The sequence below is a fragment of the Virgibacillus salarius genome (assembly GCF_039521925.1).
Lineage (GTDB): Bacteria > Bacillota > Bacilli > Bacillales > Amphibacillaceae > Virgibacillus > Virgibacillus salarius.
The window spans coordinates 1-25,983 of the sequence record NZ_BAAACY010000010.1 but is presented as its reverse complement, the minus strand read 5'-3'; the positions used below and the strand labels follow the sequence as shown (position 1 = coordinate 25,983).

General features: G+C 33.0%; 26 protein-coding genes, 2 pseudogenes and 1 other annotated feature. Of the genes and pseudogenes, 4 read left to right on the top strand and 24 right to left on the bottom strand.

What is annotated here, in order from left to right; genetic code table 11:
- Positions 1-881, top strand: a pseudogene (locus ABDZ84_RS02000) (transposase); the annotation flags it as partial.
- 111 nt (positions 882-992) lie between these two features.
- On the opposite strand, the gene ABDZ84_RS01995 reads toward ABDZ84_RS02000, so the two are convergent.
- The 7 genes and pseudogenes from ABDZ84_RS01995 to ABDZ84_RS01965 all read right to left on the bottom strand — a co-directional run bounded on the left by ABDZ84_RS01995 (position 993) and on the right by ABDZ84_RS01965 (position 8,394).
- Positions 993-2,258 (bottom strand): MFS transporter, encoded by a 1,266-nt coding sequence (locus tag ABDZ84_RS01995; protein ID WP_343779757.1) that lies wholly within the window; start codon positions 2,256-2,258, stop codon positions 993-995.
- 24 nt (positions 2,259-2,282) lie between these two features.
- A complete protein-coding gene (locus ABDZ84_RS01990; RefSeq protein WP_166530056.1) occupies positions 2,283-3,212 on the bottom strand; it encodes a lysophospholipid acyltransferase family protein in 930 nt (309 codons plus the stop codon).
- 19 nt (positions 3,213-3,231) lie between these two features.
- Positions 3,232-4,344: a HesA/MoeB/ThiF family protein gene (locus ABDZ84_RS01985; protein ID WP_051388452.1), complete on the bottom strand. Its 1,113-nt coding sequence runs from the start codon at positions 4,342-4,344 to the stop codon at positions 3,232-3,234.
- A 249-nt stretch (positions 4,345-4,593) separates the two neighbouring features.
- Positions 4,594-5,469 (bottom strand): annotated as a pseudogene (locus ABDZ84_RS01980) (methionine--tRNA ligase); the annotation flags it as partial.
- Positions 5,456-5,720, bottom strand: a binding site (T-box leader). (Overlaps the previous pseudogene by 14 nt.)
- A gap of 276 nt (positions 5,721-5,996) precedes the next feature.
- The gene (locus ABDZ84_RS01975) at positions 5,997-6,452 is read right to left on the bottom strand and encodes an NUDIX hydrolase (protein ID WP_121604664.1); all 456 of its coding nucleotides are present in this window, start codon (positions 6,450-6,452) and stop codon (positions 5,997-5,999) included.
- A gap of 223 nt (positions 6,453-6,675) precedes the next feature.
- The gene (locus ABDZ84_RS01970) at positions 6,676-7,383 is read right to left on the bottom strand and encodes a metallophosphoesterase family protein (RefSeq protein WP_034679700.1); all 708 of its coding nucleotides are present in this window, start codon (positions 7,381-7,383) and stop codon (positions 6,676-6,678) included.
- Between the two features lie 123 nt (positions 7,384-7,506).
- On the bottom strand, positions 7,507-8,394 hold the full coding sequence (locus ABDZ84_RS01965) for an AraC family transcriptional regulator (protein ID WP_026682807.1): 888 nt from the start codon (positions 8,392-8,394) through the stop codon (positions 7,507-7,509).
- A gap of 118 nt (positions 8,395-8,512) precedes the next feature.
- Here ABDZ84_RS01965 and ABDZ84_RS01960 point away from each other — a divergent pair, with 118 nt between their 5' ends.
- Positions 8,513-9,427, top strand: a complete 915-nt coding sequence (locus ABDZ84_RS01960; RefSeq protein ID WP_026682808.1) for a DMT family transporter — start codon at positions 8,513-8,515, stop codon at positions 9,425-9,427.
- 152 nt (positions 9,428-9,579) lie between these two features.
- Here ABDZ84_RS01960 and ABDZ84_RS01955 read toward each other — a convergent pair whose 3' ends face one another.
- The 12 genes from ABDZ84_RS01955 to ABDZ84_RS01900 all read right to left on the bottom strand — a co-directional run bounded on the left by ABDZ84_RS01955 (position 9,580) and on the right by ABDZ84_RS01900 (position 20,371).
- Complete coding sequence (locus ABDZ84_RS01955) at positions 9,580-9,975, bottom strand: VOC family protein (protein ID WP_026682809.1); 396 nt, start codon at positions 9,973-9,975, stop codon at positions 9,580-9,582.
- A gap of 198 nt (positions 9,976-10,173) precedes the next feature.
- Positions 10,174-10,257, bottom strand: coding sequence for a MerR family DNA-binding transcriptional regulator (locus ABDZ84_RS01950; RefSeq protein WP_121605866.1), 84 nt, complete (start codon positions 10,255-10,257; stop codon positions 10,174-10,176).
- 133 nt (positions 10,258-10,390) lie between these two features.
- Positions 10,391-11,008 carry a lysozyme inhibitor LprI family protein gene (locus ABDZ84_RS01945; RefSeq protein WP_034679703.1) on the bottom strand — a complete coding sequence of 206 codons (618 nt, stop codon included), beginning with the start codon at positions 11,006-11,008 and terminating at the stop codon, positions 10,391-10,393.
- A gap of 533 nt (positions 11,009-11,541) precedes the next feature.
- The gene (locus ABDZ84_RS01940; RefSeq protein WP_026682811.1) at positions 11,542-12,264 is read right to left on the bottom strand and encodes a pentapeptide repeat-containing protein; all 723 of its coding nucleotides are present in this window, start codon (positions 12,262-12,264) and stop codon (positions 11,542-11,544) included.
- Positions 12,257-12,610 carry a PadR family transcriptional regulator gene (locus ABDZ84_RS01935; RefSeq protein WP_026682812.1) on the bottom strand — a complete coding sequence of 118 codons (354 nt, stop codon included), beginning with the start codon at positions 12,608-12,610 and terminating at the stop codon, positions 12,257-12,259. The genes ABDZ84_RS01940 and ABDZ84_RS01935 overlap by 8 nt, the downstream gene beginning before the upstream one ends.
- Before the next feature lie 953 nt (positions 12,611-13,563).
- The gene (locus ABDZ84_RS01930) at positions 13,564-13,881 is read right to left on the bottom strand and encodes a cupin domain-containing protein (RefSeq protein WP_080668761.1); all 318 of its coding nucleotides are present in this window, start codon (positions 13,879-13,881) and stop codon (positions 13,564-13,566) included.
- A gap of 170 nt (positions 13,882-14,051) precedes the next feature.
- Complete coding sequence (locus ABDZ84_RS01925; RefSeq protein ID WP_026682814.1) at positions 14,052-15,029, bottom strand: iron-siderophore ABC transporter substrate-binding protein; 978 nt, start codon at positions 15,027-15,029, stop codon at positions 14,052-14,054.
- Between the two features lie 86 nt (positions 15,030-15,115).
- A complete protein-coding gene (locus tag ABDZ84_RS01920; RefSeq protein ID WP_026682815.1) occupies positions 15,116-15,943 on the bottom strand; it encodes a helix-turn-helix domain-containing protein in 828 nt (275 codons plus the stop codon).
- 152 nt (positions 15,944-16,095) lie between these two features.
- Complete coding sequence (locus tag ABDZ84_RS01915; protein ID WP_026682816.1) at positions 16,096-16,584, bottom strand: VanZ family protein; 489 nt, start codon at positions 16,582-16,584, stop codon at positions 16,096-16,098.
- A gap of 80 nt (positions 16,585-16,664) precedes the next feature.
- Complete coding sequence (locus tag ABDZ84_RS01910; RefSeq protein ID WP_166530059.1) at positions 16,665-17,432, bottom strand: VanZ family protein; 768 nt, start codon at positions 17,430-17,432, stop codon at positions 16,665-16,667.
- Complete coding sequence (locus ABDZ84_RS01905) at positions 17,393-17,755, bottom strand: PadR family transcriptional regulator (protein WP_026682817.1); 363 nt, start codon at positions 17,753-17,755, stop codon at positions 17,393-17,395. Before ABDZ84_RS01905 ends, ABDZ84_RS01910 begins: the two co-directional genes overlap by 40 nt.
- A gap of 924 nt (positions 17,756-18,679) precedes the next feature.
- Positions 18,680-20,371, bottom strand: coding sequence for a methyl-accepting chemotaxis protein (locus ABDZ84_RS01900; protein WP_026682818.1), 1,692 nt, complete (start codon positions 20,369-20,371; stop codon positions 18,680-18,682).
- Between the two features lie 781 nt (positions 20,372-21,152).
- Here ABDZ84_RS01900 and ABDZ84_RS21435 point away from each other — a divergent pair.
- The gene (locus ABDZ84_RS21435; RefSeq protein ID WP_425519674.1) at positions 21,153-21,278 is read left to right on the top strand and encodes a hypothetical protein; all 126 of its coding nucleotides are present in this window, start codon (positions 21,153-21,155) and stop codon (positions 21,276-21,278) included.
- 539 nt (positions 21,279-21,817) lie between these two features.
- Positions 21,818-22,075 (top strand): hypothetical protein, encoded by a 258-nt coding sequence (locus tag ABDZ84_RS01890; protein ID WP_161629292.1) that lies wholly within the window; start codon positions 21,818-21,820, stop codon positions 22,073-22,075.
- A 133-nt stretch (positions 22,076-22,208) separates the two neighbouring features.
- Here the strand turns inward: ABDZ84_RS01890 and ABDZ84_RS01885 are convergent, their stop codons facing one another.
- The 5 genes from ABDZ84_RS01885 to ABDZ84_RS01865 form a co-directional block, all read right to left on the bottom strand.
- Complete coding sequence (locus tag ABDZ84_RS01885) at positions 22,209-22,886, bottom strand: DUF1129 family protein (RefSeq protein WP_026682820.1); 678 nt, start codon at positions 22,884-22,886, stop codon at positions 22,209-22,211.
- Positions 22,876-23,214, bottom strand: a complete 339-nt coding sequence (locus ABDZ84_RS01880; RefSeq protein ID WP_026682821.1) for a PadR family transcriptional regulator — start codon at positions 23,212-23,214, stop codon at positions 22,876-22,878. Before ABDZ84_RS01880 ends, ABDZ84_RS01885 begins: the two co-directional genes overlap by 11 nt.
- Before the next feature lie 188 nt (positions 23,215-23,402).
- Entirely contained in the window at positions 23,403-23,828 is a 426-nt protein-coding gene (locus tag ABDZ84_RS01875) for a hypothetical protein (RefSeq protein WP_051388453.1), read from the bottom strand.
- A gap of 366 nt (positions 23,829-24,194) precedes the next feature.
- Positions 24,195-24,596 (bottom strand): DUF4181 domain-containing protein, encoded by a 402-nt coding sequence (locus ABDZ84_RS01870; protein WP_246484589.1) that lies wholly within the window; start codon positions 24,594-24,596, stop codon positions 24,195-24,197.
- Between the two features lie 563 nt (positions 24,597-25,159).
- Positions 25,160-25,351 carry a hypothetical protein gene (locus tag ABDZ84_RS01865; protein WP_026682824.1) on the bottom strand — a complete coding sequence of 64 codons (192 nt, stop codon included), beginning with the start codon at positions 25,349-25,351 and terminating at the stop codon, positions 25,160-25,162.
- Positions 25,352-25,983: the final 632 nt, after the last annotated feature.

The following is a 25,983-nucleotide window of genomic DNA, read 5'->3' as shown; positions in this document are numbered from 1 at the left end:
ACAACACCGAAAAAGCGCGGACGCAAACCAAAAGCTGAGCGTGAACAATGGCTCAAAGAAAAACAGGCCGGGAAGAAGCGCGTCCGATTTATGAAAAAGAAATTGTTCATCAGCTTTCTGAATCAGTGGAAGTGTTGTTGAATGAAGCCCCCATCGAACCAAAATGGGGAGTCAAGAAAAACAGTGATGGAAAAAACATCTTCTGGTTTGGCTACAAAGGTCACTTAGCCGTTAGCATAAAAAGCCAGTACATTCTTGCGGGGATGATGACGTCCGGTAGCCTCAATGATGGAAAGGCAGCCATCCCTTTATTAAAGAAAATTAATCGCGATCTTCCGTCTTTATTTACTGCTGGCCTTTTCGATGCCGGTTACGATTATGAACCAATCTATCAACAATTAATCGATCAGGATCTACAAGCTGTCATTCCATATAACCGACGTAACGAAGGAGAGACGGTTGGTTATGACGAGTACTTCGCACCGACTTGTGTCCTAGAGCATTCCTATCGCTACGACAGCTTCGATCCAAAATACAAGACATTGAAATATACACGTCCGAAGGAATGTGCAACGTGCCCATTGTAACACGACTCACTTTGTCAAAAGACCTTTAAAATCAGACAATCTACAGATATCCGAAAGTACACCAATCCCGCAAGGGGATCGAAAAAATGGGATGAACTATACAAAGAACGTACCGCTGTCGAACGTGTTAATGCCTATTTGAAAGAATTCTTTGGACTGAATAATGTCCGTCACCGAACCGGGAAAAAATCAAGGCTTCACTTCCATTTAGTGACGCTTGTTTATAATGCCTCGAGATTAGCCGCGGATCGGATTAGACTAGAAATGAAACATAAGACGCTAAAAGCTGCATAAATAAAATTGATCTTTATTAAAAAAACTTGAAAATCATCAAGGAACAACTCTATGCATTTTTAAAAACAGCAATTATGAAATTGATTCAGATATTAAAATAATAATCATACTCTACCCATTCTCTTTTAATACGTTATTTAATCCATATCTTTCAGGCTGAATATTGCTTATCTTTGGTATTTTTCTTATTGTTGGATGAAATAAACAATATAAAGATATTATTAGTAGGCTTGTTCCACTAATAGTATAAACGAATTGACTGCTTTGAATTTCACCAATAATCCCTCCCAAAAAAGCTCCTAGGGGCATTAAAGACATACTTATACTTGTTATTAAAGAAACCACCCTTCCAATCATCAACTCTGGAACGTTACTTTGAATAAAAGTAAAAAGTAATATATTTGTAGCCCCCATAGGAACCCAAGCTATACCAAATAATATAATTACTAATACACTATCTTTTATGAAACCAGATATAATCCAAGAAGTGCCACCAATAAAAAACAAAAAAACTGTAAGTAATCCCATTGGGTATTTAGATAGCCAAGATGCAGCTAAAGCACCTATTAATAGTCCTGAAGACATAGAAGCTAAAATAAATCCATAAGTTTCTGGACCAGAAAATCTATCAGCAAATGAAGGTAAAATAGCAAATACCATCCCGATAATCAGATTTCCTAAGGATGATATTACAAAGAGCCATATTAATACAGATTTTATAACAAAAGCAAAGCCTTCTTTTAATAATAAAAAATAATGTTTTACTTCTACTTTAAAACTACTTTTAGCAGATTTCTGAATTGACCTCTCTGGAATTTTAATAGTTAACAGTAATAATGCGGTAATTAAAAATGCAATTGAATCTATTATGTAAATAGAAATAGCACCAAACATTCCAATAAGGACCCCCCCTACTGCTTTTAAGGTAAGATCCGTACCCTGATAAGTAAAAGTGAACAATGAATTAGCATGTACTAAGTTATCTTTCGATACCATATATGGTAAAACTACATTTTGTGTAGGGTAAAAAAATTGATTTGTAAATGAAACAACTGGCATGATAATTAGCACTAGAGTAACGCTCAAAAAATCTCCATAATAAGCAATAGGGATAATTGAAATTAATATAGATTGAAATAATTGAGTATAAACAAGGATTTTTTTTAAATTTAGTTTGTCAACCAAGGGCCCTATCAAAAAAGTTAAAGCTTGAGGAAATAATGTTAAAAAACCAACTAAGCCAGTATAAAAAGTAGAGTGAGTTAGTTCTTGTACTAACCACATAGAAGCTATGGCATATAAGCTGTCACCTGCATTGGAGAAAAGTCTACCAATTAATAATTTCACAAACTCTATGTTTTTCAAAATCTTTATCATATAGTCACTTCCCTTTTATTTGCCTCATACCTCTTGCTTAGTTTTAAGTATCTTATCTCGGAAAATATACCAACACCACCAATTTTCCGGACACTGTTTTACTTCTTTCTCAATCCATTTAAAAATAGATATTGATATTTCCTCAACATTTTTAACATCTGTTGGTTCAAAAAGTGGTTCTTCAATTCTTAATGTATATTGATATCTATTACTTTTTTCTAATATGATTGGAATAATAGGACTTTCAAGTAAAGTAGCAATCTTTGCTGGTCCAACGGGTACAAAAACATCATATCCTAAGAATTTAGTCTCAACATTTGGCATATCTCCTAGAGTGAAATCGGGAAACATAAGCAAAGGTTTACCTTCTTTTAAATTTCTTAGAGCTTGTTTAATTGCTGAGTTTTGTGGTAATCCAATTGGTGATAGTTTATTCATTACTTCACCTAAAAAGGATTCACCTATCCTATTCCATACATTCAAAGTTTGTTTATCCATAAAATAACTTAATCTATAACCTTTGGCTGCAAGTAACGGAACGATCGCTTGGTAAGCATTCATATGCAAAGATACTAATACAGGAGGGTTCCCTTTTTTTAAGCTATGATCTAAATTATGCAGGCCTTTAAACCTAACATGTTTTTCAAGGAAGTCTTGTTGTGTAGCATACATTGAAATAAGATTTATATCTAAATTTCGGTAGAACAAATAATCTGTCCAACGGTTAGAAAATTCTTCTATTTCACAATCTGTTGAGTCCCTTTTTAATACTCTCATTATTTCTACCATTTCTTTATTGTATTTTCTCCATCTTTCTGCCATTTTCGTATTTTTCTCGTAACTCATTCCTTTTTTAAGAAAGTCATACAAAAACTCAAAAGGATAGTCTCTCAAAATTTGATAGATCGTTGGATTACTTTCTACAATATCAAAATCCATAATACCATCTGCCATTTTAATTTCCTCCCATTTTTTATATATAGTACTCTGAACAAACCTCACATAGATCATCTTCACTTAAGTTATTCCAACGTATGGATAAATTATTTAAATCTATTTCTCCAGTTTTATTTATAATATTTGGATCCCCAATTCTTCCTAGAAGACGTATTGCATCCCAAACTTGAAAATTGGCTACTATAGAAGAAATGGACGCTGTTGCACCAGTATGTCTCTTTCTATCTGGAAATAAATTAGTTAATAATTTACCTTCTTTCCTCCTTTTTTTATAATTAATTTGGTAACAATCCCAACATTTAGTTCTTCCTGGAATAATTGTGGGACCAATTAATCCCAAATGGCCTATATAACCGCCCCCAACTATATGGGGTACTTTATACTTTAAACACACCTTTGATACCCATTGAGCTGTAGTATTAATATCTGGATTGTCTGCACAATTAATTACCAAATCACAACTTTCTACTATATGGGACAAATCTGTACCTTCATCTATCTCCATAAGAGCAGGGAATATGTTTACGTTTGGATTAATACTTCTTAACTTCATCTCCATAACTTTTATTTTTTCTCTACCTATATCTTCAGTAGTGTAAAGTAATTGTCTTGTTATATTATGTCGCTCTACTCGATCATAGTCTACTAATTTAATATTTCCAATTCCGGCCATTACTAGTGAAGTAGCCATCCAACTACCTATGCCTCCAATTCCAATAATTGCTACAGTAGATTCCTTTATATTCTTTTGTAATTCCCAAGGAGAACTTAAATCACAGTAATCACTCCATAAGTCCACTTGCCTTGAATATCTTTCTAATTCTTCAGTAGTAAACTGTTCTCTTATTGGATCATTGGTATTTTCGATAATTCCTTCTTTTAATAACAGTTCTGTACACTCCTCTAATTCTTTATATGTAAATTGCTGAAAATTGAGATTAATCTTTAAAAAAATATCCAAAAGTGGCTTAGTCCCATCCATTAATAATATAGATTTCAAAATACATTCATTCTCAATTTCAAAAACTTTATGACAAGAAGTAGAATAAAAAACAAAGTGAATTCTTTTAGTATTTTTTTCTTTAAAAACACCTACACTAGATTTGATCATTGGATATATATTCTTCAACTCATTTGTCCTCCTTATAAAATGAGCACACCACATAAATTTGGTGTGCCCATTTTCTCTGCCAAAATAGTTAGCAAGAACCATTTTTCGCATCGCCTTCTAGTACAAATTCAGCTATTTTTTTCATATGTAACCCTCCTTTCTCCTACTACTTATATCATAAATCATTATTCTGAATATTTGTATTGATAAAATTAATCGAATAAATAGAATTAAAGTTAAATACAACATAAAATTTTATAAACTTTTTTTACTGGCTGCATAATATCCGGAAACAGCTTCGATCCATACATAAATCTTCTTCTCCTCATATCCCTTTACTGGAACTGGAACACCTATTGGTAAATCTCTTGAAACTCCTCGATTGGGCAATCCTTCCATTAAATATCTTTCCGATAATTGAATCGCATTTTCTCTCCATAAGTTCTTCACTTTCGCATTAGTTACGTACTGCTGTAGTTCTTTTTGGAATGCACTTAACTTAAAATAGAAATGTTCTGTCTGTTTCGTAGTTGGAGAATCACCACAAATCTTACATTTCTTATTTATAAGGTCTAGTGGTTCTAATATTTTTGAGCAGTGGTCACATTGGTCACCACGAGCATCCTGTCCACATTGTGGACAAGTTCCTTCGACAAACCGGTCGGGTAAAAATTGTTCACACCTATTGCAATACGCCTGTTCAATTTCCTTTTTATAGATTTTTCCATTATCAAATAGCTGCAAAAATATATTTTGCACAATTCTATGATGATGGGCACTATCTGTCCTTGTATAGCAATCATAAGTAAAACCCAACTTTTCAAAACACGCACAAAACTCTTTATGATACCTATCAGCAATCTCCTTAGGTGTTACATCTTCTTGCTTTGCTCTAATCGTAATTGGAGTTCCATTGCAATCACTTCCTGATACATAAAGAACATTTTCTCCTTTCATTCTATAATACCGGGCTAAAACGTCACCTGATAATAAACTAGATATGTGGCCTAAATGTAGTGAACCATTGGCATAAGGCCATGCTCCTCCGATAAATACATTCATCTTATTTCCTCCCTTACTATTTTCATCTCTTGAAAATAAAAAACCTCGTCCAAAGACAAAACAACTGTCTAAGGACGAGATTATTCTCGTGTTACCACCTTAATTTGCTAACCACTCACATGATTAGCCTCAATAAGTACGGAACGATAAAGTTCTTATACCCTGACATTTATAACGAGTGCCAAATCTCGTCATAGCCTTACGCTCAATAGAACGTTCAACTATGCAGCTCAGAGACCATATTCAATCAAATAATTCCATGCTTCTTTTCAGCCAACGAAGCTCTCTGTAACGGAATAAAAATGATTTACTCTTCTCATCATTGCTTTTACATTTAACTTATTATTACATTTCATATTCATAAACACAATAGGAAATTATATTTCTACTTTGATCAACAGTACAATTTAACCTCTCCTCAATATTCCACCCAACAGCATTTCACGGCCACTGTATATATGCAAATCTCATATTTAGCATGTAAACTTCAATTACTCTTTTAATAAAATATATTTTATACATCCTTCAGCATCTTACAATAAAAACAATTTATTTTAATAGTAAAATTAATACGTTCATCCACATGCTTATTTAAGAATTGCAGAAACTTAACCAAACACCTTAAAAAACACTTTAAATAGTGAAATTTTAAATCGAGAAACGGTTATTGAATCTTTTATTACTGTATTTTTATGTCTAAGAAAATTTTTAATTTGCTTTCTTCTATTGGGAATCATAAACATAGGTAATTTTTTTGGATGAAACCAATCCACTTTATCTGTTTCAGGACCATTTTTAATTAGCGTACCACCTAGCAATTCCCCTAAAAATATGTGTTGTAAATCATCAAATTGAGGTTGATAATATTCTCCTATTTTTCGTTTAATCGAAATGATATACCCCGTTTCCTCTTTAGCTTCTCGTATAGCACAATTCTCTAAGTGTTCATCTTTTTCTAACATTCCCCCAGGTAAATCCCAGACAGGATAATCCTTTCTCTTCACTAACAATATGTAACCCTTTTTATTAAAAACGATGGTAAAACAGCCTGAAGTTTTTGCCATATCAATTATTGCTCCTTTTTGAAATAAAAATATACATTTTACCATAAATTCAAAATATTTTAACTGGATTATCTTTAGGTTAATAATTTTTTAATCATCTCTTCTAAACTCCCCATTTTCTATAGTGGTGTTAAGAATTTTTTCTCTTCTGCCTCTGTAATTTTAATAAGGAGAAGTTACATCTTGAGTATTTTAGATGAATTAAAAGTAATAACTTATTGAATTATGGACCAATATTTGGAGGGTTTCGTATATGTTCAGCAAAATCTTCTTTATATGGACAGGTACCTTGGAGTATTTCCTTCACAGCTTTTTCTATGTCATACTGCGTTTCCTTATGTTCTATTTCATCATCATGAATAAATAGCCAACAAGCCCCCTTAGCTTTACTCTGTAGACCAACACTACCAGCATTGACTATTCGCCTACCAGCTACTAATCTGTCAAACTGAATATGCGTATGGCCGCATACTATAATATTCGCTTCAGTATCCTTTACCATCTCATTAATTTCTCGTTCATCGGTATCAGCTCTTATTGCTTCTTCGTCATTCCTTGGAGAACCGTGTACAAACAATACATCGCCTAACCCGTTAATAGCCATCCGTTGTCTCTCAGGCAATTCTTTCAAAAAACTCAAGTGCTCCCTTGTTAATTGATCTGCACACCAGTAATTTATTTCTGCTACAAAATCCTGACAGCCATCTTCTATGCTATATCGATGCGCTACCTCTCTATCTGCATTACCCATTATAAATAAAAATGTATCCTTATATCTCATTAAAGTTTCCATGACTTCTCTAGGCTGCGGTCCCCAGACTAAGTCCCCACCAACTATAACTTTTTCAGCCTTTTCATTTGCCACTTCAGTTAAGACAGCTTCTAATGCAACGTTATTACCGTGAATATCATAAATTGCTGCTATTTTCATAACAAATACCTCCACGTATTAACATTTTCAGATACTAGATTAAGATGATAATCAATCATTTTTGCTAAAAGGTATATAGTGCCGTTCACACAAGATATCAATGTTCTTCAACACTCGCGGTCATTAATAGCTATTTTTATATTTTTTATATGCTAATGGTGTCATGTTCATCGATCTGCGAAACTGAGCAATGAAATAGCTTGTGCTATTAAAGCCTACTTCATAGGCAACATCCGTGACATTGGATTCTATTTGTTGTAGTAAAATTAAGCTTTTTTGAATTCGATAATCGGTTACATAATTCAATGGTGTTTTCTTTAAAATTCGTTTGAAATATCTACAACATTCGGATCGACTCAATTGACCAGCACGTGCAATATCGTCTAAAAGAATTTTTTCCGCATAATGTGTGTGTATCCAATTTAACATTTGCTTCATTCGATGACTCTTTAGCTTTTCTACCTGTTCGTACTCTAAATCAAAACCATTTATGATTAAATTTTTCCAAATTATCGTTAGCTGCATGCTAATATCGATTTCATAACATGAGGGCTTTTGTTGTATCAGTTGATTGATGTTTACAATAGCAGCTAAAATATTTTTCTCCCAAACTTCCTCTGTATCCAAGTTAAGGTAAGGCAAATTAGTGGCTTGCGTATACGGACTTACATGGGTTGTATAAAGCTCTTGAGATAAAATAAAATGTGGAGATACATTTAAACAAATATAAATACAGCCCGAATCATTTTCATCTGTTGCCATGTGCAAACACCCACTATTTATAAACAGTCCCTCGCCCTCTCGAACAGTTATTTTTTCTTCATTAACTTGGAAGATTGCTTCTCCTTTTATAATGAGAACAAATTGAATTTCATCATGCCAGTGCAGTGGTATAAAGCCATGTATGTTTTTAGTAATCATCGTTTCGTAACATGCAAGCGGTAATACAACCGTGCGATGTTCCGTTAATTCTTTTAAATTTTGGTCAACGATAAAATTTTTTATTTGCATAGCAAAACCTCAATATAATTATACTTTTTGATTCGATTTACGTATTATTCCAAGAATTCTCCTCTTATTATTATCCATATGATAACACTATTTTTATCATAAAGGTGGAGAATTCATCATGAATAGAGGGAAAGGAATGTTTCTTGTAATAACGGGAGCAGCATTTTGGGGGATTGGTGGCACAGTTGCAAAAAAGCTATTTCAAGAATTCTCTATTGATGTAGATTGGCTTGTTGCGACCAGGTTACTACTGGCTGGTTTATTACTATTAGCAGTTCAATTTTTTGAAAAAGACCGCTCCCAAATAATTACTGTTTGGAAAAACAGAAGGATCGCTATTCATTTACTTATTTTCGGGTTACTTGGTATGCTTGCTGTTCAGTACACATATATGGCTTCGATTGAACATGGCAATGCTGCGGTAGCAACACTATTACAATATTTAGCACCAGTAATGATTATTCTTTATCTCATTTTAAGCAGACAATCTGTTCTAACAAAAAAAGATGTGTTAACTATTTTGCTAGCTTTCGTTGGATGCTTCTTCTTATTAACCAATGGCTCATTCTCACAACTATCTGTACCGTTACTAGCAATCGTTTGGGGTGTTTTATCTGGGATAGCTTTAGCATTTTATACGTTGTATGCCATTCCTTTGCTAAAGCAATACGATTCGCTTGTCATTGTTGGCTGGGCAATGATTATCGGAGGTACTGCATTAAGCTTTATCCACCCACCTTGGGAACTGAACAATAGCAGCTTAACGCTAGAAGCATATTTATATATAGTCTTCGTTATCATTTTCGGAACGATGATTGCATTTTGGTTTTATATAGAAAGTTTACAGAGCCTGTCACCTAAAGAAACGAGTCTTATAGGTAGTATTGAACCCCTAGCAGCTGTTTTAACAACTGTTTTCTGGTTAAAACAACCCTTTGGCATTTACCAATGGGTTGGTACAGCTTGTATCATTATCATGATTTTAATAGTAGCTTTACATAAAGATTCTTCAGCAAAAAATCACGCCGTCTAATTAGAAAAAGCCCCCCAGGATTAACTAGTTTCGTTTTTCGCTGAGAGGGCTTTGCGTCTCTAATCTGAACTAAGTAAACAGGGATATATTCGTTGTTTTTTAGTAACAATTAAGGGGAGCTCAAATTTTCACTAAAGGTAAAGGTCTATTTGTTATTCTTTTCTAGGTTCGAATAAATCAAGATTATTCCCATATAAATCTTTAAATACTACCCCTTTACCTCCTGGTACCCCTTGTATCTCTCCTTGAAAAACTACTCCTCGCTCCTGCAAATCACTAACATCTCTTTCAATATGATCGGATTCAAACATTAGCATGACCGTATCGCCGCCTTGTTTGCCTATCAATTGTTCTTGTTTAGGAGTTTTAGCTTCAGCTAGTTCAATCATGGTTTCGTTACCATTCTCAGGGGAAACAGCAAGATAACGCCACCCTGGTTCGAACTCCTCTTCTTCCCGTACTACAAATCCTAACTTGTTCACGTAAAAATCTTTCGCTTCTTTTAAATCATGGACGAACAATGTCAGTTGAATCGCCTTTTTTATCATAATTATCCTCCTTCTAGCAAATTACTACTAGGTTAGCATAACAACAACCGGCAAACTTCTTTTCAATTGCTCCATATAACTTTTTTTGAGGACATTTACTGACAGTCGATCAATATGTAGACGCTTTAAAAACAAGATTATTTTAATTGCTTCAATTTTGTCATAATCATAATAACGATAATTCGTTTCAACTTCTATTTACGAAGGCTTTAATAAGTCAATTTCATCATAATACCGTAATATTTTAACAGACACATTACATATTTTTGAGAACCTTTCTATGGTATATCATTTTATTCTTTCAATCATTTTAATGTTCTGTATAAATAGTATTAACTATTTATTTTATAATAAACAATATTTTTTAAATTATCATAATTTTCAACGCATTCCCCTTCACGGTAATAATGAAGGGTTATTTCATATAGTCTTCAACTAATTCAAAACACTTTTCTTCGGTAAGATTGTTCTGGACCGTTACATATTCTAACTGTTCCATCGTGCCACCTTTATATTTTAGCGATGCCTCTTTTGCAGTATGATCTCGGTACGCTATCCATTCACGCTGTTCCTTCCTTAGTTGATCCATCTCTTCTTTAGGTAGTTGCTCCTTTAGGGCTCCATAAATTTCATTTAACAATTCATCCCAAATATCGTATGCATCTCCTTCAACTTTTTTCAACGCATATGTTGTATCGTCTATCGGATTTTTTCGCATCTCCTCCACTTCATTCTTCGTATCATTTAATTTCTTAAGGTACTGATCCTTCAAACTAGCTGTATCTTTTGCTGGTACATTGTTTGTTGTATCTCCCTTTTCATCGGTACCATTACTTCCAGTATCTGTGTTCGTATTGTTGGTATTTGTGTCATTATCTGTCGAAGCTGCACTTGCAGAATCGTCATTTGTATTTTGACTAGAGTTTTTATTTGGTGACTGATTGTCCAATGTAGACTCGTCAGATGAGGTTCCACAAGCAGTCAATATTACTAAAACTACTGTTAACATGCCTAATAAGAATTTGCGTTTCATTGAAATACTACCTTTCTTCTCATTATTCTTCCTCGTGACTATATTTAATTTATCAAAAAAGATGCTCTTCTTAAATTAATCTACCTAGAACTTTCCCGAAAGCCATTCATTTTTGTTTTTGTAACCTATTGAATTTGGTTTACTTTGTTCAACTCTACTAATTCAATGGCTTCCATTATTTAACCCCCGTCACATATTAAATCCTATTACTGAAGTATCTGGTTATCACTATTTAACAATCTTCGTTATGTTTTTTTATTTTATCATATTTTAAAATTACTTATGATCTAGATCTATCCTTACACTTCTCATTTCAATTAAATTCAACTTGGATTGATATTGATTTTAGGATTGAATCTAAATAAGTACTATTGCTCACTCTCTTCTTTTTCCTCCCTCTTTCTTCTTTAGACTATACCAACTTTTTAACAGAAAAAACTATAACAATAAGGTAACCACTTCATGATCCCCAACCATTAGAAAAGGAACGAGGTCTAATAACCCCCGTTCCAACTAATGATGCTTTATTTAGTTTAAATTACTGTAACATTGGTCAAATCTGCTTTATTCTTCTTCAGTACTGCATATGTTACCTTATCCATTGTTGCACCATCAAAATTTGCTTTGTTACAAGCGTATGCATACTTGAACGAAGCATTTTTAAATACAGCATTTTTAAAATTCGTACCCTTTAATCCCGAACTATAAAAATTTGTACCATTGAAAATTTGATTTTCGAATGGAACACCCGATAAATCAGAATAGCTTAAATCTGTATTATTCAACTTGGCATGTTTAAAACTTGTCTTGGATAAATCCGACTTTGATAATTTAGCTCCTGTAAGATTTGCACCATCGAATATTACATTCCTTAAATCACAAACGATAAATGAGCTATAAGATAAATTGGCTTCAGTAAAATCGGCATCTCTTAGATCGCTTTTGCTAAACTCTGCTTTTTTTAAACTTACCCCTAAATCAGCTTCACGAAGATCCATTTTAGTGAAATCCATTTCCTTTTCCTGCTGCTGGAGCATAGTTTGCTTTTCTGCATTAGAATCCAACATTTCGGATATATCCCCAATAGATTTTATCGTCATGCTAAAAGCAGTTTCATCATCATGTCCCTGTTCTCTTAAATCATTTAATTTCTCTTGCAAATTATTCATTAATTCTTCTTTTAATTCCTTAACTGAGTTTGTCTCCACATAAGGTGAAAACTCATTATCCAGATATTTACTTAACTTTTCATTCATTTCCATATCCACCCTTCTCTAATAATTGATCTAATATTCGTTTAGTGTTCTCCCAGTTCCTTATATTTTCGATATACGTGTCTTTCCCTTTTTCTGTAATTTTATAATATTTCCTTCTTCCACCAGAGGTCTCATCTCCCCAGTAGGACACGATATGGCCATCTTTTTCAAGCCTTTTCAGACTTGAATACATGGTAGCCTCTTTTAATTCATATTCCCCAGCTGAGTTCTCTACTATTAATTTGGTTATTTTATACCCATATTTATCTCCAGTCATCAACAGGTTCAAAATTATTGTATCGGTATGTCCTCTTAGTAGATCCGAGGAAACTTTCTTATTTACCATATTCACACCTCCTATACCATACCTACAATACTTCTAACTTCAGTGTATTGGCAGTTGTATCGTTGATCATCGCCCCACTTCCTTATAATTATAATATACATCATATTACTATGATCGTCAATGTATTTTTACGATAATTATACTTTTACGATTAAAATGATGTCTCGATATAGGAAACTATAAAAGATCCTTCCCAGACTAAATCGTCCTACATCTCTCCTTAATCAGAGATTCCCCCTATTGTTAACCTAAAGTCAGTGTACTAAGTTTTCACTTAGAAAACGAAAGAAGAAAGATTATTATGTTAAATGTAGAAGCATTAGGATGATGTTACAGTTGGGAATTACACTGCGTATAAATTGAAAAAATCGTGCAGATTGATATAGTGAGGACTGCAATTGGAATGGGTGGATACTGTCCAAAACACTATTGATAAGGATTGAGGGGGGTATTAGGGAATAACAAAAGTAAGCACCCGATTAGAAACAGAGCGAGTCAACGGAGACAACGAAATTACGGTATGCTTGTGAGCCGATGATGACTTTCCGTAGGGGGTCGTGAAGTCGCCTCGTTTCTGGGTGCTGGAGCTGGACGCGGCCCAATACGCCCATAATTATATAGGCCAAATTTCATCATTTCCTAGTCTATGAAAAGAAACTGGATCACTTGGATCCAGCCCCAGATTAGAATGGATATTATATTGCATCATAATTGAGTTGAGTACCTATTATTTCGTCACCGCTGCTTTTTTACATAATAGTAGAAAGAAGCGTTTAGGAGATTGGAATAAGCGTACTCTGGGTAATCAAGCTCTTATTGGAGTAATTTAAGTATGCCATCATTTAGCGAAACAAAGGGTTTTTTATTAAAAAGCGTCAAGTGCTCACGCAATTCTGAATTACGTAAGTACTCGACGCTTATTTTAACTGCCAACAGACATTAGATGCTTATTATCAGTCTATTTTCCTTTTAGGCTCCACCAGCATGATGTGTGATTCCTTTTCGGCGAAAGGCTTATGCTCGACGCCTCCTGGGACAATACACATCTCGCCTTTAGAAATTTTTACTTGCCCATCACGAAAATCGATGAACATCTCCCCTTCAAGCACGATAAATAGCTTATCTGTATCAGGATGCTCGTGCCATATAAAATCTCCATCAATTTTAACAAGCTCAATTTGATCGTCATTCATTTCACCAATAACTTGTGGGGACCAATAATCGTTAATTTTAGATAACTCGTCCTTTAGTTTTATAGGTTGGTAATGGATAATAATCCCTCCTTATTTTGACTTCCACTATACCGTTACAGTAATGAGTAAAAAAATAGTATGCATTAGTAAAGCTCTTTACGTTTAAAAAGAAGATGCTCAGGCCAAACCTTGTCGTTCGGTTGTTACAACTGAGTGATTTCAATAACTTTTATCTCCACCTTTTAGAACTAACGTAAAGAATTTATTATATTTTGTAACGCATATTCGATAGCCAATGGACCACCAGTAATAGCGGAAGTATCCATTAAATAGACATTGCTTTTCTTCACAGCATTCAGGTTGTTCCATACATTACTTTGTTCTAATTCGTTCATCAATTTATCCTCTTTTGTAATGTCGCCTATAAGGAAAATATGATCTGCTTGAATCGTTGAAATTCCTTCAAACGTAATAAACTCATTATTAGTACCTTTAAATGTCTTATCTGGTGTAAGCCCCAGCCCCCTACTTTTATCAAACGCTAGTGTATAGACAGGGTTTTCTTCACCTAGAACATTAAACGTTTTTCCATCCCAAGATACTATAAATGCTACTGACTCTCCTTCAATTGCCTTTAATGCTTCACGACCCGTTTCAATCGCTTTCATCATATGATCGATTACTTTTTCCGCTTCGTCTTCCTTTCCAATAATCTCGGCTACTGTACGAAGACCGTATTGCCAATCTTCATAGATGTCATTGGAGTTTAGTGTAATGACAGGCGCAATTTTTTCTAAAGAGTCATGTATCTCTTTATGATGTTCTGTGGCTATAATATAATCAGGCTCAGTAGATAGAATCTTTTCAATATTAGGGGACAGTTTATCTCCTAATTCTTCAGTTGAATCCAGCTTTCCTTTTAAATAAGATAGAGAAGATAGATATTCTTTTTCTGTAGAAGCAGTAGGTGGTTCACCTAGTGCAACTAATATTTCAGGATAAAAATACCATAGCGTGGCCAATTTTTCAGGTTTCTTCTCCATCATAATTTCTTTACCAGATGCATCCTTAAACGTTCTCGGCCATTCCGTTTCATCTATATTAACTTCTGTTTCAGATTCAACTTCTGAGACTGATCCATTATTATTTTCAGTAGGCGTTTTATTACAACCAGCTAGTATGCCTACTAATATTATTAAGAACAGAAGTCCTTTCATTTTTTGCATATTAATTTCCCCCTATACCATGTTGCCTGTGGCTTTCCATTAGTATAGTACATTCATTTTCAGTTAAGAATGGATGCTTGTTGAAATTAGCATGGATTATTGATGAACTTCTCGCGATATTTAGTAGGAGAAATGCCAACTTGCTTCTTGAACACTCTACTAAAATAGAAGGGGTCAGTGATTCCAACAGCTTGTGCAATTTGTTGTATAGACACATTTCTTGTAAATAACATTTTTTGTGCCATCTTTATTCGATAGTTTAATAGATATTCTGCCGGTCCCATCCCTGCATGTCTTCTAAATACGTAAGAAAGTCGATTTCGATTAACGTTATATTGTTCTTCAAGCGATGCTATTGTAAGGCTTTGATAATAGTTTTCATGAATATAATTAGATACCCGTTCGAATAAAGTATGTGATTCACAGCTATTTTGCCTATTAATAACAGATAATAAGGCTTCATTCAGTGCTTCGCGAAACAGCATTTCGGTCTGAAACATTGAAATGCCTCCACGCTGATTATATACTTGCCACAGGCGCATAAGTATTTCGACAAGTCGAGGGGATTGCCCTGTTGATAATTCAAAATGCTGTTGAGAAAAGCTAGTGTCTTCTAGTTTTGAGTTATCTATCCGATATAGAACTAGAATATATTCCCAGTTTGTGTCACCAAACATTTTTTGAGCCAGTTCCATTTTTGCACCCCCATGGATAATTTTCCCTGGGGAAAGGATATAAGGTGTACCATTAAATTGAAATTGTGTCCTCCCTGCAAGTGGAAAGACAAATCCAGGAAAAGAGTCTGTATAATCAGCGTCAGGTACACCTGGGTTTTTAGCATAACGATATATTCCTTCTACTTGAAAAGGATTGTCTGCGAGATACTCTGCTAATTGATGAACGTCCATTTTCAAAATGCTTGCCTCATTTCACTAATAATTTGCCTGTAAGCTGTGAAATCAACCGATGTACATGCTGTACCACTCTACACCTAAGTATTACATACACTTCAACAAGCACGGTTGGGTTTCCCATTAGCCGTGCAACTTACCATAAATTTCTTCATTTAATCCATTACATTCTTTTGTTGTCCCTGCCTGCGGTTAGTGTATATGCTAATGGGTAGATACCCTAATATTCCTCCGAGTGTATTCAAAATAATATCATCAACATCAAAACTACCAAAGCCGAAAATAAGTTGAATTAGTTCGAATGTTAAACTTAAAGAAAGAGCTGCAATTGTAATCTTTTTAAACCTATGGAACTTGCTTGATAACAGTGGAAGAATAAATCCGAATGGCATAAACCCAATAATATTTCCAGTTAGATTTTCAACCCGTATGTTGATGTTTATATCATTCGCCAAGAACAAATAATACGTAATCGTCTTAAACGGAATAAAATTGTGGTTATTCCAGTAATAGCCATCAAAATTAAATGTAAAATGGCTCATAATGTCTGGAATGGCAAGGTGTTTGAATAGAATTAGTTTTGAAAGAATGAACAAATAACAGCATAATACAACTGTTAATCCTACTTTCAATAAAATTTTCATAATCACTATTCCCCTAATTCTCGATATTTCTACAAACCTTTTAAAAAATCTATTGCACTTTGTATGGAATGTTAAGCGAATCAATTTGTTGTTCTTCGAACGAAACTTCCCTTTGGAAAAGTGATGACACTTTTGGCTATCTTTAAAATCAGAAAACCAATGATACTGCCAATTGTATTCAAAATGACATCATCAATATCGAATTGCCCAATTTTTAAAGCCAGCTGCAAAGTTTCAATTGAAAAACTAATAACGGTTGAAGCAACAATTACCCTAGTAAATCTACTGTATTTTTTAATTAATAAAGGAAGAAAAATTCCCAGTGGCAGAAAAATTAAAATGTTCCCTAATGTGTTATTGATGATGATGTCCATATTAAAACGGTCAGCTCCAGATATGTATTCGATGGTATTTTTAAACGGAATGAAATTCGAATTGACCTTTATAAATTCAACATAGCCTTCTGAATTCATTGGAGTAAAAACATATCTGTTAAATGTATCTCCAGTTACGTAGTAATCGTTGATTCGGAAAATGATACGTTGAAAGAGTAACTTAAATAGAATAATAAATGAGTAAAGACCAAATAAAATCCATGTTCCTATCTTAGTTACTTTATAGAATGGAAACAGTGACTCCTGTAAACCTTTCGTTAATTGTTTCTGTTCTCCAAAACTCTCTAACGCCTTTTTTGTTGATTCTTCCTTAGTAAAACCTTGATCTATATATTCATTTTTTAATAAATGTAAATGATCTCTCATTTCATCAATTATTTCTCTCTTTTCTTCCTCGTCACAATGTAATTGATTCACAACTTTATCAATATAATTTTCGATTTTTTTATCCATGCGATACCCTCCGAACATACTTTAATTAAATTACTTATTTGATTCCATTCCTTTAATTTCTTATCTAACACTTTCTTCCCATCTTGTGTGATCCTATAGTACTTCCTTCTCCCGCCATTCTCTGAACTGCCCCAATAAGATTGTAGCCATTCTTTGTTTTCTAATCGCTTCAAAGCGGGATATAACGTCCCTTCACTCATGTTGTATAGTTCATTACTATTTTCTTTTAATGTTTTTACAATTTCATAACCATACATGTCCCTTTTATTTAATAGAGATAAAAATAAAATATCAATACTACCCTTCATTATCTCTTTGTCCATAAACGACACCTCACTTTCAAACGAATTATATTTACATCGTAACACAATAATACATCGCATTACAAGGTTAAAAAAAGAATCGACCTATCAAATTCACACTTTACAGACGAATTAGTCCCAAAATAGAGAAACAACAGCCAGTGAAGACAATTCTATTTCTATTTTTGAAAAGAGGGATAAAAAATATAATTATAAAAAAGGAGCTCCAGAAAAGAGTAAAGTCAGCAATGAACAAGGGGTATGAAAAAGACCCGAAAATCGGAAAAGATTATTTTCACGAAAAACGGGGTCATTGTCATTATTAAAATCATTTGTCATAGAGCCCATTACGGACACGATCTATCTTCAAGGCACTTCTCCAATAAGCCGCTCACAATAGGCTATCATGTCCGCTACTCTCTGAAAACGCAAATATTGAATAGTAAAGTATGTCATTCTATGAAGCAAAAAATTGCATATTATTATTTGCTTCCTCAACTCTAACATTGAATTAAACTTTTCAAATTTAACAAATGCCATTAACTATCTATCATTAACTTTAATAGCTTCTCTCTATAATTCAACATTCTTTTCTGCCTTATTCATTTCAAATGCTATAGAACCTAGTTTAGCCCGTAAATCCTTTTATAATTTCCTCATTCTTTCAGTGAATTCAGGTGAATGAGTATGTTAATGAATAATATTGCTTGACCGAAAAGGAGAAATCTAATTTATATAGTTTTCTATTGAATGCATGTCCAATTTAATAGAAAAGCTTATTCTCTTATCATATTATGGGGGGAAAATATTATTTCTAAGTAACATTTCACAACTATAAATTGAATTCCAATATGAAATATCGGTTGTTAAACATGTTATACATTTTTACCTTTATTCAAAACATTAATGATCACTCTGCTACTTATACAAAATTGATTTGTAACATTACAACTTAAATCGCCCTACCAATTCATTTAATTCCTCAGCCAATTTAGCAAGATGCTCAGAACTTCCTGCCACTTCTTCCATGGACCCACTTGATTGCTGTGCTGATGCTGATGTTTGTTCTACACCCGCTGCAGCTTCTTCAGAAACTGAGGCTATTTCCTCTATAGACCCATTCATTTCTTGGCTATTAGCCGCAATTTCAGATAAGTGTTCAGATACAGCCTGAATACTTTGAACCATATCTGTAACTGCAGAACTTATATTATTAAACGTTTTACCTGTGGTTTCTATTTGAGATGTTCCTTGTTCTACCTCTGAATATCCATCTCTTAATGAGTCAGCTACAACACTGGATTCAGTTTGTATGGTGGTTACAATTGTCGTAATATCATTTACGGATAGAGCAACCTGCTCCGCCAGCTTTCTTACTTCATCTGCCACAACTGCAAAGCCCTTACCATGCTCACCCACTCTTGCAGCTTCAATGGCAGCATTTAAAGCCAAAAGATTTGTTTGCTCTGCAACATCTTTAATCACCGAAACAAGTTTTGAGATTTCTTGCGATTGGTTATCCAAATTTTGCATCTTTTCTACTGCATCTTTTACAATCCGATCAATTTTAATCATTTGCTCAGTTGAAGCATTCATTAGTTGACTTCCTTTTGTTGTCAGCTCTAATACTTTTCCTGAATTCTCGTGAATACGTTCTCCACTTTCATTTGCTTCTTCAACTCTGTTAGTGAACGTTCCCATAATGGATGCTAACTCACTGGCACTATTCGCCTGTGTTTCTGCCCCAGTTGCAAGCTCTTCCATTGTTATTGCAACTTGGTCTGCTCCTGCTTTAACCTCACTGGCTGCCTGCGTTAGCTCTTCGCTTTGACTTGAAACAGATTCGGATACTTCAGAAATTCTATTTAATAGATTCCGATTATTATCACTCATTATATTCGTTGCTTTAACAAGTTGCGCAACCTCATCTTTGTTGTTGGTTTTCAACGGTTCTTGACTTAAATCGCCTTTTGCCAAATCATTCATTCGTTTCATAATTATTAAGATTGGATTAGTAAGAGACTTTGCAGTTATTAAAGCTATAATAATACCAATTATTAAAACTAAACCTGATATGATTAAAATAAAGAACACTGTTGAATCACCATACAATATAATTTGTTTTCCTTGTTTATTGACATCATTTTGACTTCTTGAAGATAATTTTTCATTACTATCCATTATTTCATTGGAAAGTGACTTAGCTTCCAATAATATCTCAACAGCCTTATCACGATTACCCGATTCATATTCGGTGATTGAATTAGTTACCATATCTGTCCATTTAGCTTTTTTGTCTATAATGGATTTAATATTTTCTGAATCACTTAAAGTCAACATTTCTTTCTCTATTTCTTTACCTTTTTCCAAATTAGCCTCTAATTGTTTCTTTATCTCCTTATCATTATATAGGAAATAGCCACGAACCATTGATGCACTCTGTGACATATTATAAGAAAAATTTTCATTAATAATTAGGTACGGAACGTCCTTTTCAACAATTTGCTTTGTATTATTATTTAACTTTTCAATAGCAATATAGCTTACCGTTCCTACTATAAATGCTAATGCTATAAGTAACCCAAAACCGAATAACAATTTTGTTTTAATTCTTTTAAATTTGAGTAGTTTTTTCATGCTAGTATCCCCTGTCAGTTTATATAATGGTATAAGATTAATTGCAACCAAACCGAATGACATCATTTGTAATCAAGTTTAATACTTGCACATTCTTTTAAACCCCACCAATATTTGATGCAGGTTTAATCTCTATTTCTTCACTATCTACCACGCTTGTAGCTGCAACGAATAGAAAACTAACGTTATCATTATCTATGCCTACAACTAAAAATACGATTTTCTTCTGTTCTATTTTGTTTTATCAATCTCTTTTTACAACCAAAATGAATATGCTATTATTCGTAAAATTATAATGCTATTTGGCAAATCGAATGATTTACAAATGACTATTAGTTACTTTTAAAACCTTGGATAGATAGGATTTGATACACAATTAATACAGAAATATGGATCTTCAGCTTACATATAATTACTTTTATAATCCTCTATTTCTTTTCCTCCCTTACAAGTTTAGTTTAAAATTCATACTAAAGAACCATTACTAAATACTCATTACATATATCGGTGAATATTATAAGATTGTTAGTTATTTCACTATTGGAAATATAAGGGATTTATGGAGAAGAGTTTGATTCGGATTCGTAATCACTGAGGCTTTGACCGGGCTTTCTTTCACTCCTCACTATAACTAAAAAAAGAAATAGTGGGTAAGATCACTCGTCGATGACCTTACCCACTAATCTTAGTATGTTTTTCATGGATAGGCTACACTTGGTTGGACAGTTTCGTTAAGGTCCGTTAGACTTTACTAAACTATGCTCGCTTAAGGAGACTAAAAATGACTAAACGAAACCGTTGTACATATACCGAAGGATTTAAGAATCAGATCGTTCAGCTTTACGACCAACGGAAAGCCACGAAAAGAAATCATCCAGGAGTAGGAACTGAACCCTTCGTCCTATAATCGTTGGGTTAACCAATATCGAAATTCCGGTTCTTTTAAAGAAGAAGACAACTGAACGCCAGAACAAAAAGAGATATTACAGTTACGCAAAGAACTTCAGCGAGCGAATATGGGAATTGATATTTTAAAGGTTTTTTTATTCAACAACTGGGCTTATCTACAGTAGGTAATTATAGTTTTCAACGTTTACAACAATAGGACTTTACTTGGAGTGGTAGGTATGAATTAGATCATTGTACGATCATTTAAACAACCCTTTCAGCCTTTCAAGACCAATCATGCCCATAGATTCTTCAAGTTAAGCCTTAAACGCTAATCTATGGATATATGTACACAAGTATATCACATCAACATTTTGTTGCTGATACTGTAGAAAGCCACCTATTGCTAAATTTAATACTCCAGCATATTAACATAATCTATCAAAACTTATTTCAAATCGACAGCGACATTACTTACTGCTTTTTGCAATATGTATTAAAAACGAACTCTGCGAAATGCTAAAAAAATAAAAGATAAATATGAAGAAAGTAGTCCTTTTGATAGTAGTAGCAGTGTGTTCTTTGACAGGATACACAACTAGTGTCGCAGGCTATATAATGAAAGAAGAAAAAGAATTCATTCAAACCATAACAAATGATATTAAACACTCACATAGCAAAGGATATGTTTTAGAGAAAAAGTTAAATGAAATGAACACCCTTTATATTCTATCTAATAATAAATCAACCCAAACTTGGAAAGTAGCAGATAAAGTTAACAAAAAGGTGGCAGATTTAGGTCTAATAAAAAAGTGAAAGCATAAAAAGGAAGCTAATGAGGCTTCCTTCCTTTTTTAGTCCTATTAAACCTATGATTTTGCAATTTTTTTACTCTACTATCTGACCCTTTTCTGGAATAAAATAATACATCCTTGCTATTCTTTAAACACTATTTTGTAAAACGATATTTGCGATCTAACCATTTTGAAATGATGAGTGTTGCTAAACCAAGTATTAGGTATACGAAACCTCCAACTTCGATTGCATATCCAAAGGGAGGGATAAATCTAGGTAGAAGAATCATACCTAGAAGTGAGAGAATCACAATGAAAAAGATTGAGAAAAAATCTTTAACTTTATTTGGTACCTTGTATACAGATTGTTGTAACCATTTTAAGATCAGAAAAACGTCGAGGAAAATAATAACAGCAACTATAAAAAAAGTAACAAATGCTGTTCCTATATAAACTGTCTGATTGCTATCTTTGAAATAGTGTATAATGACATCTCCTATCCCATGTATTACTGCTATCAGGCCTGCTAGCTGTAGTAATAGAAAGCCTATAAAAAATGCTGTACTTTTCCCTGGTTCTTTTGGTAACTGCTTGATTATTTCATTACAGTAAGCAGCGGGGGGCTCTCCAAACACATCTTCTGCACGTTTTCCTTCATTCTGTGCCTCAATAATATGATCTAATATCTCCATCAATAACTCCTCTGATTGTTGTTCCGAAATTGCTAGACTGGTTCGAATATAAACTAGCATTTTATCGTAATATTCTTCATTTTCTTTTGTAAGTAATTTACGTTTTTTGTTATTTAATTGAATCAGCTCTTTAGCGTTCATCAGCAACACTCCTATTCAACAATTTATCAACAGGTTTCTGAATATTTTTCCATTCCTCTTGAATCTCAAATAATGCCTTTACCCCTAAATTGGTAAGTTGGTAGTATTTTCGTTTAGGACCTGTTGGAGAAGCTCGCATTTCACCTTTGATTAATCCATCCTTTTGAAGACGAACCAAGATAGGATAAATAGACCCTTCACTAACCTCATTCAGACCAAAATGTTGAAGTTTTTGTGATAATTCATAACCATAAACTGTTTCTTTATCAATAATTGATAAAATGCATCCCTCTAAAATTCCTTTTAATAATTGACTTCTCAAAGACATTAATTTTCATCCTTATCACTATATTGCAATACAAGTTACCTTATCTTAATAAAGCTACCTTGCACAACAAGATAGCTTTATATTATTCATCATAACCTATTTATGGTAATCCATCAACATTTTATTTGGTGCATAAATTTTCCTTAGTCTAAAATAAAGTGTAGACGCTTACTCTGTAAATAAACCCTTTAATTTAATAACTCTAAAACCACATCTGAAATTCTATGCCTCAATACTAATTGTGTTTTTCTAGCTTCTATATTTAAGTCTTCAATATCTTCTGTTTGTTCTTCCCAGGATAATTTGGTTTCATTTTCTAATTTAACCACTTCATCCTCTATCCATTTTCTATAATACCCATACATTTTTTCAGCGTTTAATTCACTTTTGTATGGTTCAGGCACTTGATAATTTAAATTGACAAGACATTTTTGGAATCCTCTTTCGCCCCGTTCATTTATGATTTTATTAAATTCCACCAGTAGTTCTTCTATGAGGTTTTCGGGGAATTTTTTATCTATCATTTTTTGTTCTAAGGTATATAAAGTAATTCCATCTAACTTTTTATTCTCCACACCTAAAAATCCATAAAAGAATTTATTTAATTTGTTCACAAAAACACCTCTATTAGTAACTACGATATTGGAAGTTCCTTCAGAATCATTATTATAAAACAATCTAGCTCTTTTGTTCGGTTCAATTATTTCTATCTAACAAAAGAAGTAGATAACTAACTGAGCAAAGAAAGGAGAAAGATTGTATCTTGAGTTATGAAATAATTTGAAAGTTCAAATATAGTTAACTTTCTTTCTCTCTTCATTTTTTTAAATGTCTATAATAATAGAATGAACATAAGAGTAGTATTACTGCAGACATTTGAAATATATTCTCTAATAGAATAATCAATAAATTATCTCCGTACCAGTTAGCTTAATAATATTTAATTGCGTTAAAGTATTATACTTTTCTATAAGATAGTATCAAAGTATTTCATTATAATGTGTTAAGCCATATACAATTGAGCCTACAATAAATAATCCGCAAGTTACAGCACTTAGGAGATATGTTTTGCTCTCTTTTGTAAAAGTCCATTTCATTATGGTACGAAAAGCAAACATAACAGCCATACTAATAAAGATAAATATTCTGAGGTGAGAAAATTCATTTATAGCAATAATCATCACTATAAAACTACTACAGTAAAGTATTTTCTCAACATATTTATGTAGTTTGTTTACGTATTTCCTTTCTAATTCAGGTATTTCTATATCCCATTTTTTTATTAAGCTTCGATTGATAAATTGATCTAAAATAAAAATTGCAATTAGAATGCTTAAAATGGATATCACTTTAATTCTCCTCCCTACAGTCATTAGATACATATACTTATCCTATTTCATTAGTATAAATAACAATTCTCTTATTCGACAATCGTACCAATTAGTTGAGCAAAGACTATTGATTACAACTACACTTGCATTTTAAATTTATATTCTTTGTAAAATCTTAACGTTTTAAGGTCTGATTCATAAACCTTTATTAAGAGAGCGACATCCATTTTCGCAAATTTTCTTATTTGCTTATCAATATCAAAAGTCAAATCTAAAAGGTATTCATTCATATCTTCTTATTGATTATTAGGTTCGAATATATTATATATCACTGCAATATAATATCGTCTCATAATATCACCGATATAATAAAATATCTCTATTGCCTTCTTCAGCTCTTATACCCGTTACTACATTTACTTTAATACTTTTTAATCATCAGAAGGAGTTAGATATTTCTTTTCTCCTATTGTGAAATCAGCCCCTCGTTCTACTTCAACATATAACTTCCTTAGAAATTTTTTTCATCATACAAACTTTCCCATCATCAAAATTATATATCTTTAATTTACTTCTATAGTTGTAAAGTTAAATACTTTAGTTTGTATTTCCCCTTAGAAGTCAACGATATTTCTAAGCATTCTTCCTACACTCTTTATCAGCCAATAAACTAGGCGGATAGGTAAAATTACTAACTCAGGTATCCAACACAATACGTCAAGAATGACATTCCAAAACGTATAATTCTCTTTTTCTATTTTCCTCCTGCTTGTTTTCACTTTCTTCCTTTCCCACCATTCTTTCATTCATATCACCCCTATGAATCCTGCTTTTGAATCTCTATATTTTTCACATCGTCATTATCTAAATAACCATTATTCAATACGAAAATGATTTAACCTTCCCTTCTAAAATAAATACACTTGGCACTAATTGTTTTAGTATAATTACGATGAATCAGTAAATTAGTTTCGTCATTTTGACTGATGAATAATATAAAAAGATTAAGAATTATGACCTCCCCCTAAAGTGGACAAAAAATACGCTTCAGCTTTAGGGGGGATTTTATATCCAAAGCTCAATTTATTATTTTTTTAACTAATCCTCGACTTAATAGCAAGAGCTATTACCTTTTTTTAATTCTATTTATCCTATGTAAAATTGATTTAGAAATAAAAGGAGTTTTTCAAAGAATGTTTATTCTTGATATTTATATTGGTGAAACTAGAGGATTGCATCCAAGTAGGGAGACGAAGCAAAAACCTATTCGAAGAATGTATTGATTTAAAAGGTGGTCTTATAATATGCACTACGATTTAATTTTAAGAAGATTATGTTTGAAAAATAAATAAAAAGAGCGGATAATGTAAGAGGCCACTGAAAAAGTCCAAAGAGATATGATTTCCATGTTATTATGGGATTCATATCTTTTTTTAGT

What these genes read in the sequence shown, in the direction of transcription:
- ABDZ84_RS01995 (WP_343779757.1), bottom strand. Translation starts at nt 2,258, where the DNA reads ATGATAAAGATTTTGAAAAACATAGAGTTTGTGAAATTATTAATTGGT.
- ABDZ84_RS01990 (WP_166530056.1), bottom strand. Translation starts at nt 3,212, where the DNA reads ATGGCAGATGGTATTATGGATTTTGATATTGTAGAAAGTAATCCAACG.
- ABDZ84_RS01975 (WP_121604664.1), bottom strand. Translation starts at nt 6,452, where the DNA reads ATGGCAAAAACTTCAGGCTGTTTTACCATCGTTTTTAATAAAAAGGGT.
- ABDZ84_RS01970 (WP_034679700.1), bottom strand. Translation starts at nt 7,383, where the DNA reads ATGAAAATAGCAGCAATTTATGATATTCACGGTAATAACGTTGCATTA.
- ABDZ84_RS01965 (WP_026682807.1), bottom strand. Translation starts at nt 8,394, where the DNA reads ATGCAAATAAAAAATTTTATCGTTGACCAAAATTTAAAAGAATTAACG.
- ABDZ84_RS01960 (WP_026682808.1), top strand. Translation starts at nt 8,513, where the DNA reads ATGAATAGAGGGAAAGGAATGTTTCTTGTAATAACGGGAGCAGCATTT.
- ABDZ84_RS01955 (WP_026682809.1), bottom strand. Translation starts at nt 9,975, where the DNA reads ATGATAAAAAAGGCGATTCAACTGACATTGTTCGTCCATGATTTAAAA.
- ABDZ84_RS01945 (WP_034679703.1), bottom strand. Translation starts at nt 11,008, where the DNA reads ATGAAACGCAAATTCTTATTAGGCATGTTAACAGTAGTTTTAGTAATA.
- ABDZ84_RS01940 (WP_026682811.1), bottom strand. Translation starts at nt 12,264, where the DNA reads ATGAATGAAAAGTTAAGTAAATATCTGGATAATGAGTTTTCACCTTAT.
- ABDZ84_RS01935 (WP_026682812.1), bottom strand. Translation starts at nt 12,610, where the DNA reads ATGGTAAATAAGAAAGTTTCCTCGGATCTACTAAGAGGACATACCGAT.
- ABDZ84_RS01925 (WP_026682814.1), bottom strand. Translation starts at nt 15,029, where the DNA reads ATGCAAAAAATGAAAGGACTTCTGTTCTTAATAATATTAGTAGGCATA.
- ABDZ84_RS01915 (WP_026682816.1), bottom strand. Translation starts at nt 16,584, where the DNA reads ATGAAAATTTTATTGAAAGTAGGATTAACAGTTGTATTATGCTGTTAT.
- ABDZ84_RS01910 (WP_166530059.1), bottom strand. Translation starts at nt 17,432, where the DNA reads ATGGATAAAAAAATCGAAAATTATATTGATAAAGTTGTGAATCAATTA.
- ABDZ84_RS01905 (WP_026682817.1), bottom strand. Translation starts at nt 17,755, where the DNA reads ATGGACAAAGAGATAATGAAGGGTAGTATTGATATTTTATTTTTATCT.
- ABDZ84_RS01900 (WP_026682818.1), bottom strand. Translation starts at nt 20,371, where the DNA reads ATGAAAAAACTACTCAAATTTAAAAGAATTAAAACAAAATTGTTATTC.
- ABDZ84_RS21435 (WP_425519674.1), top strand. Translation starts at nt 21,153, where the DNA reads ATGACTAAACGAAACCGTTGTACATATACCGAAGGATTTAAGAATCAG.
- ABDZ84_RS01885 (WP_026682820.1), bottom strand. Translation starts at nt 22,886, where the DNA reads ATGAACGCTAAAGAGCTGATTCAATTAAATAACAAAAAACGTAAATTA.
- ABDZ84_RS01880 (WP_026682821.1), bottom strand. Translation starts at nt 23,214, where the DNA reads ATGTCTTTGAGAAGTCAATTATTAAAAGGAATTTTAGAGGGATGCATT.
- ABDZ84_RS01870 (WP_246484589.1), bottom strand. Translation starts at nt 24,596, where the DNA reads ATGTATCTAATGACTGTAGGGAGGAGAATTAAAGTGATATCCATTTTA.
- ABDZ84_RS01865 (WP_026682824.1), bottom strand. Translation starts at nt 25,351, where the DNA reads ATGAAAGAATGGTGGGAAAGGAAGAAAGTGAAAACAAGCAGGAGGAAA.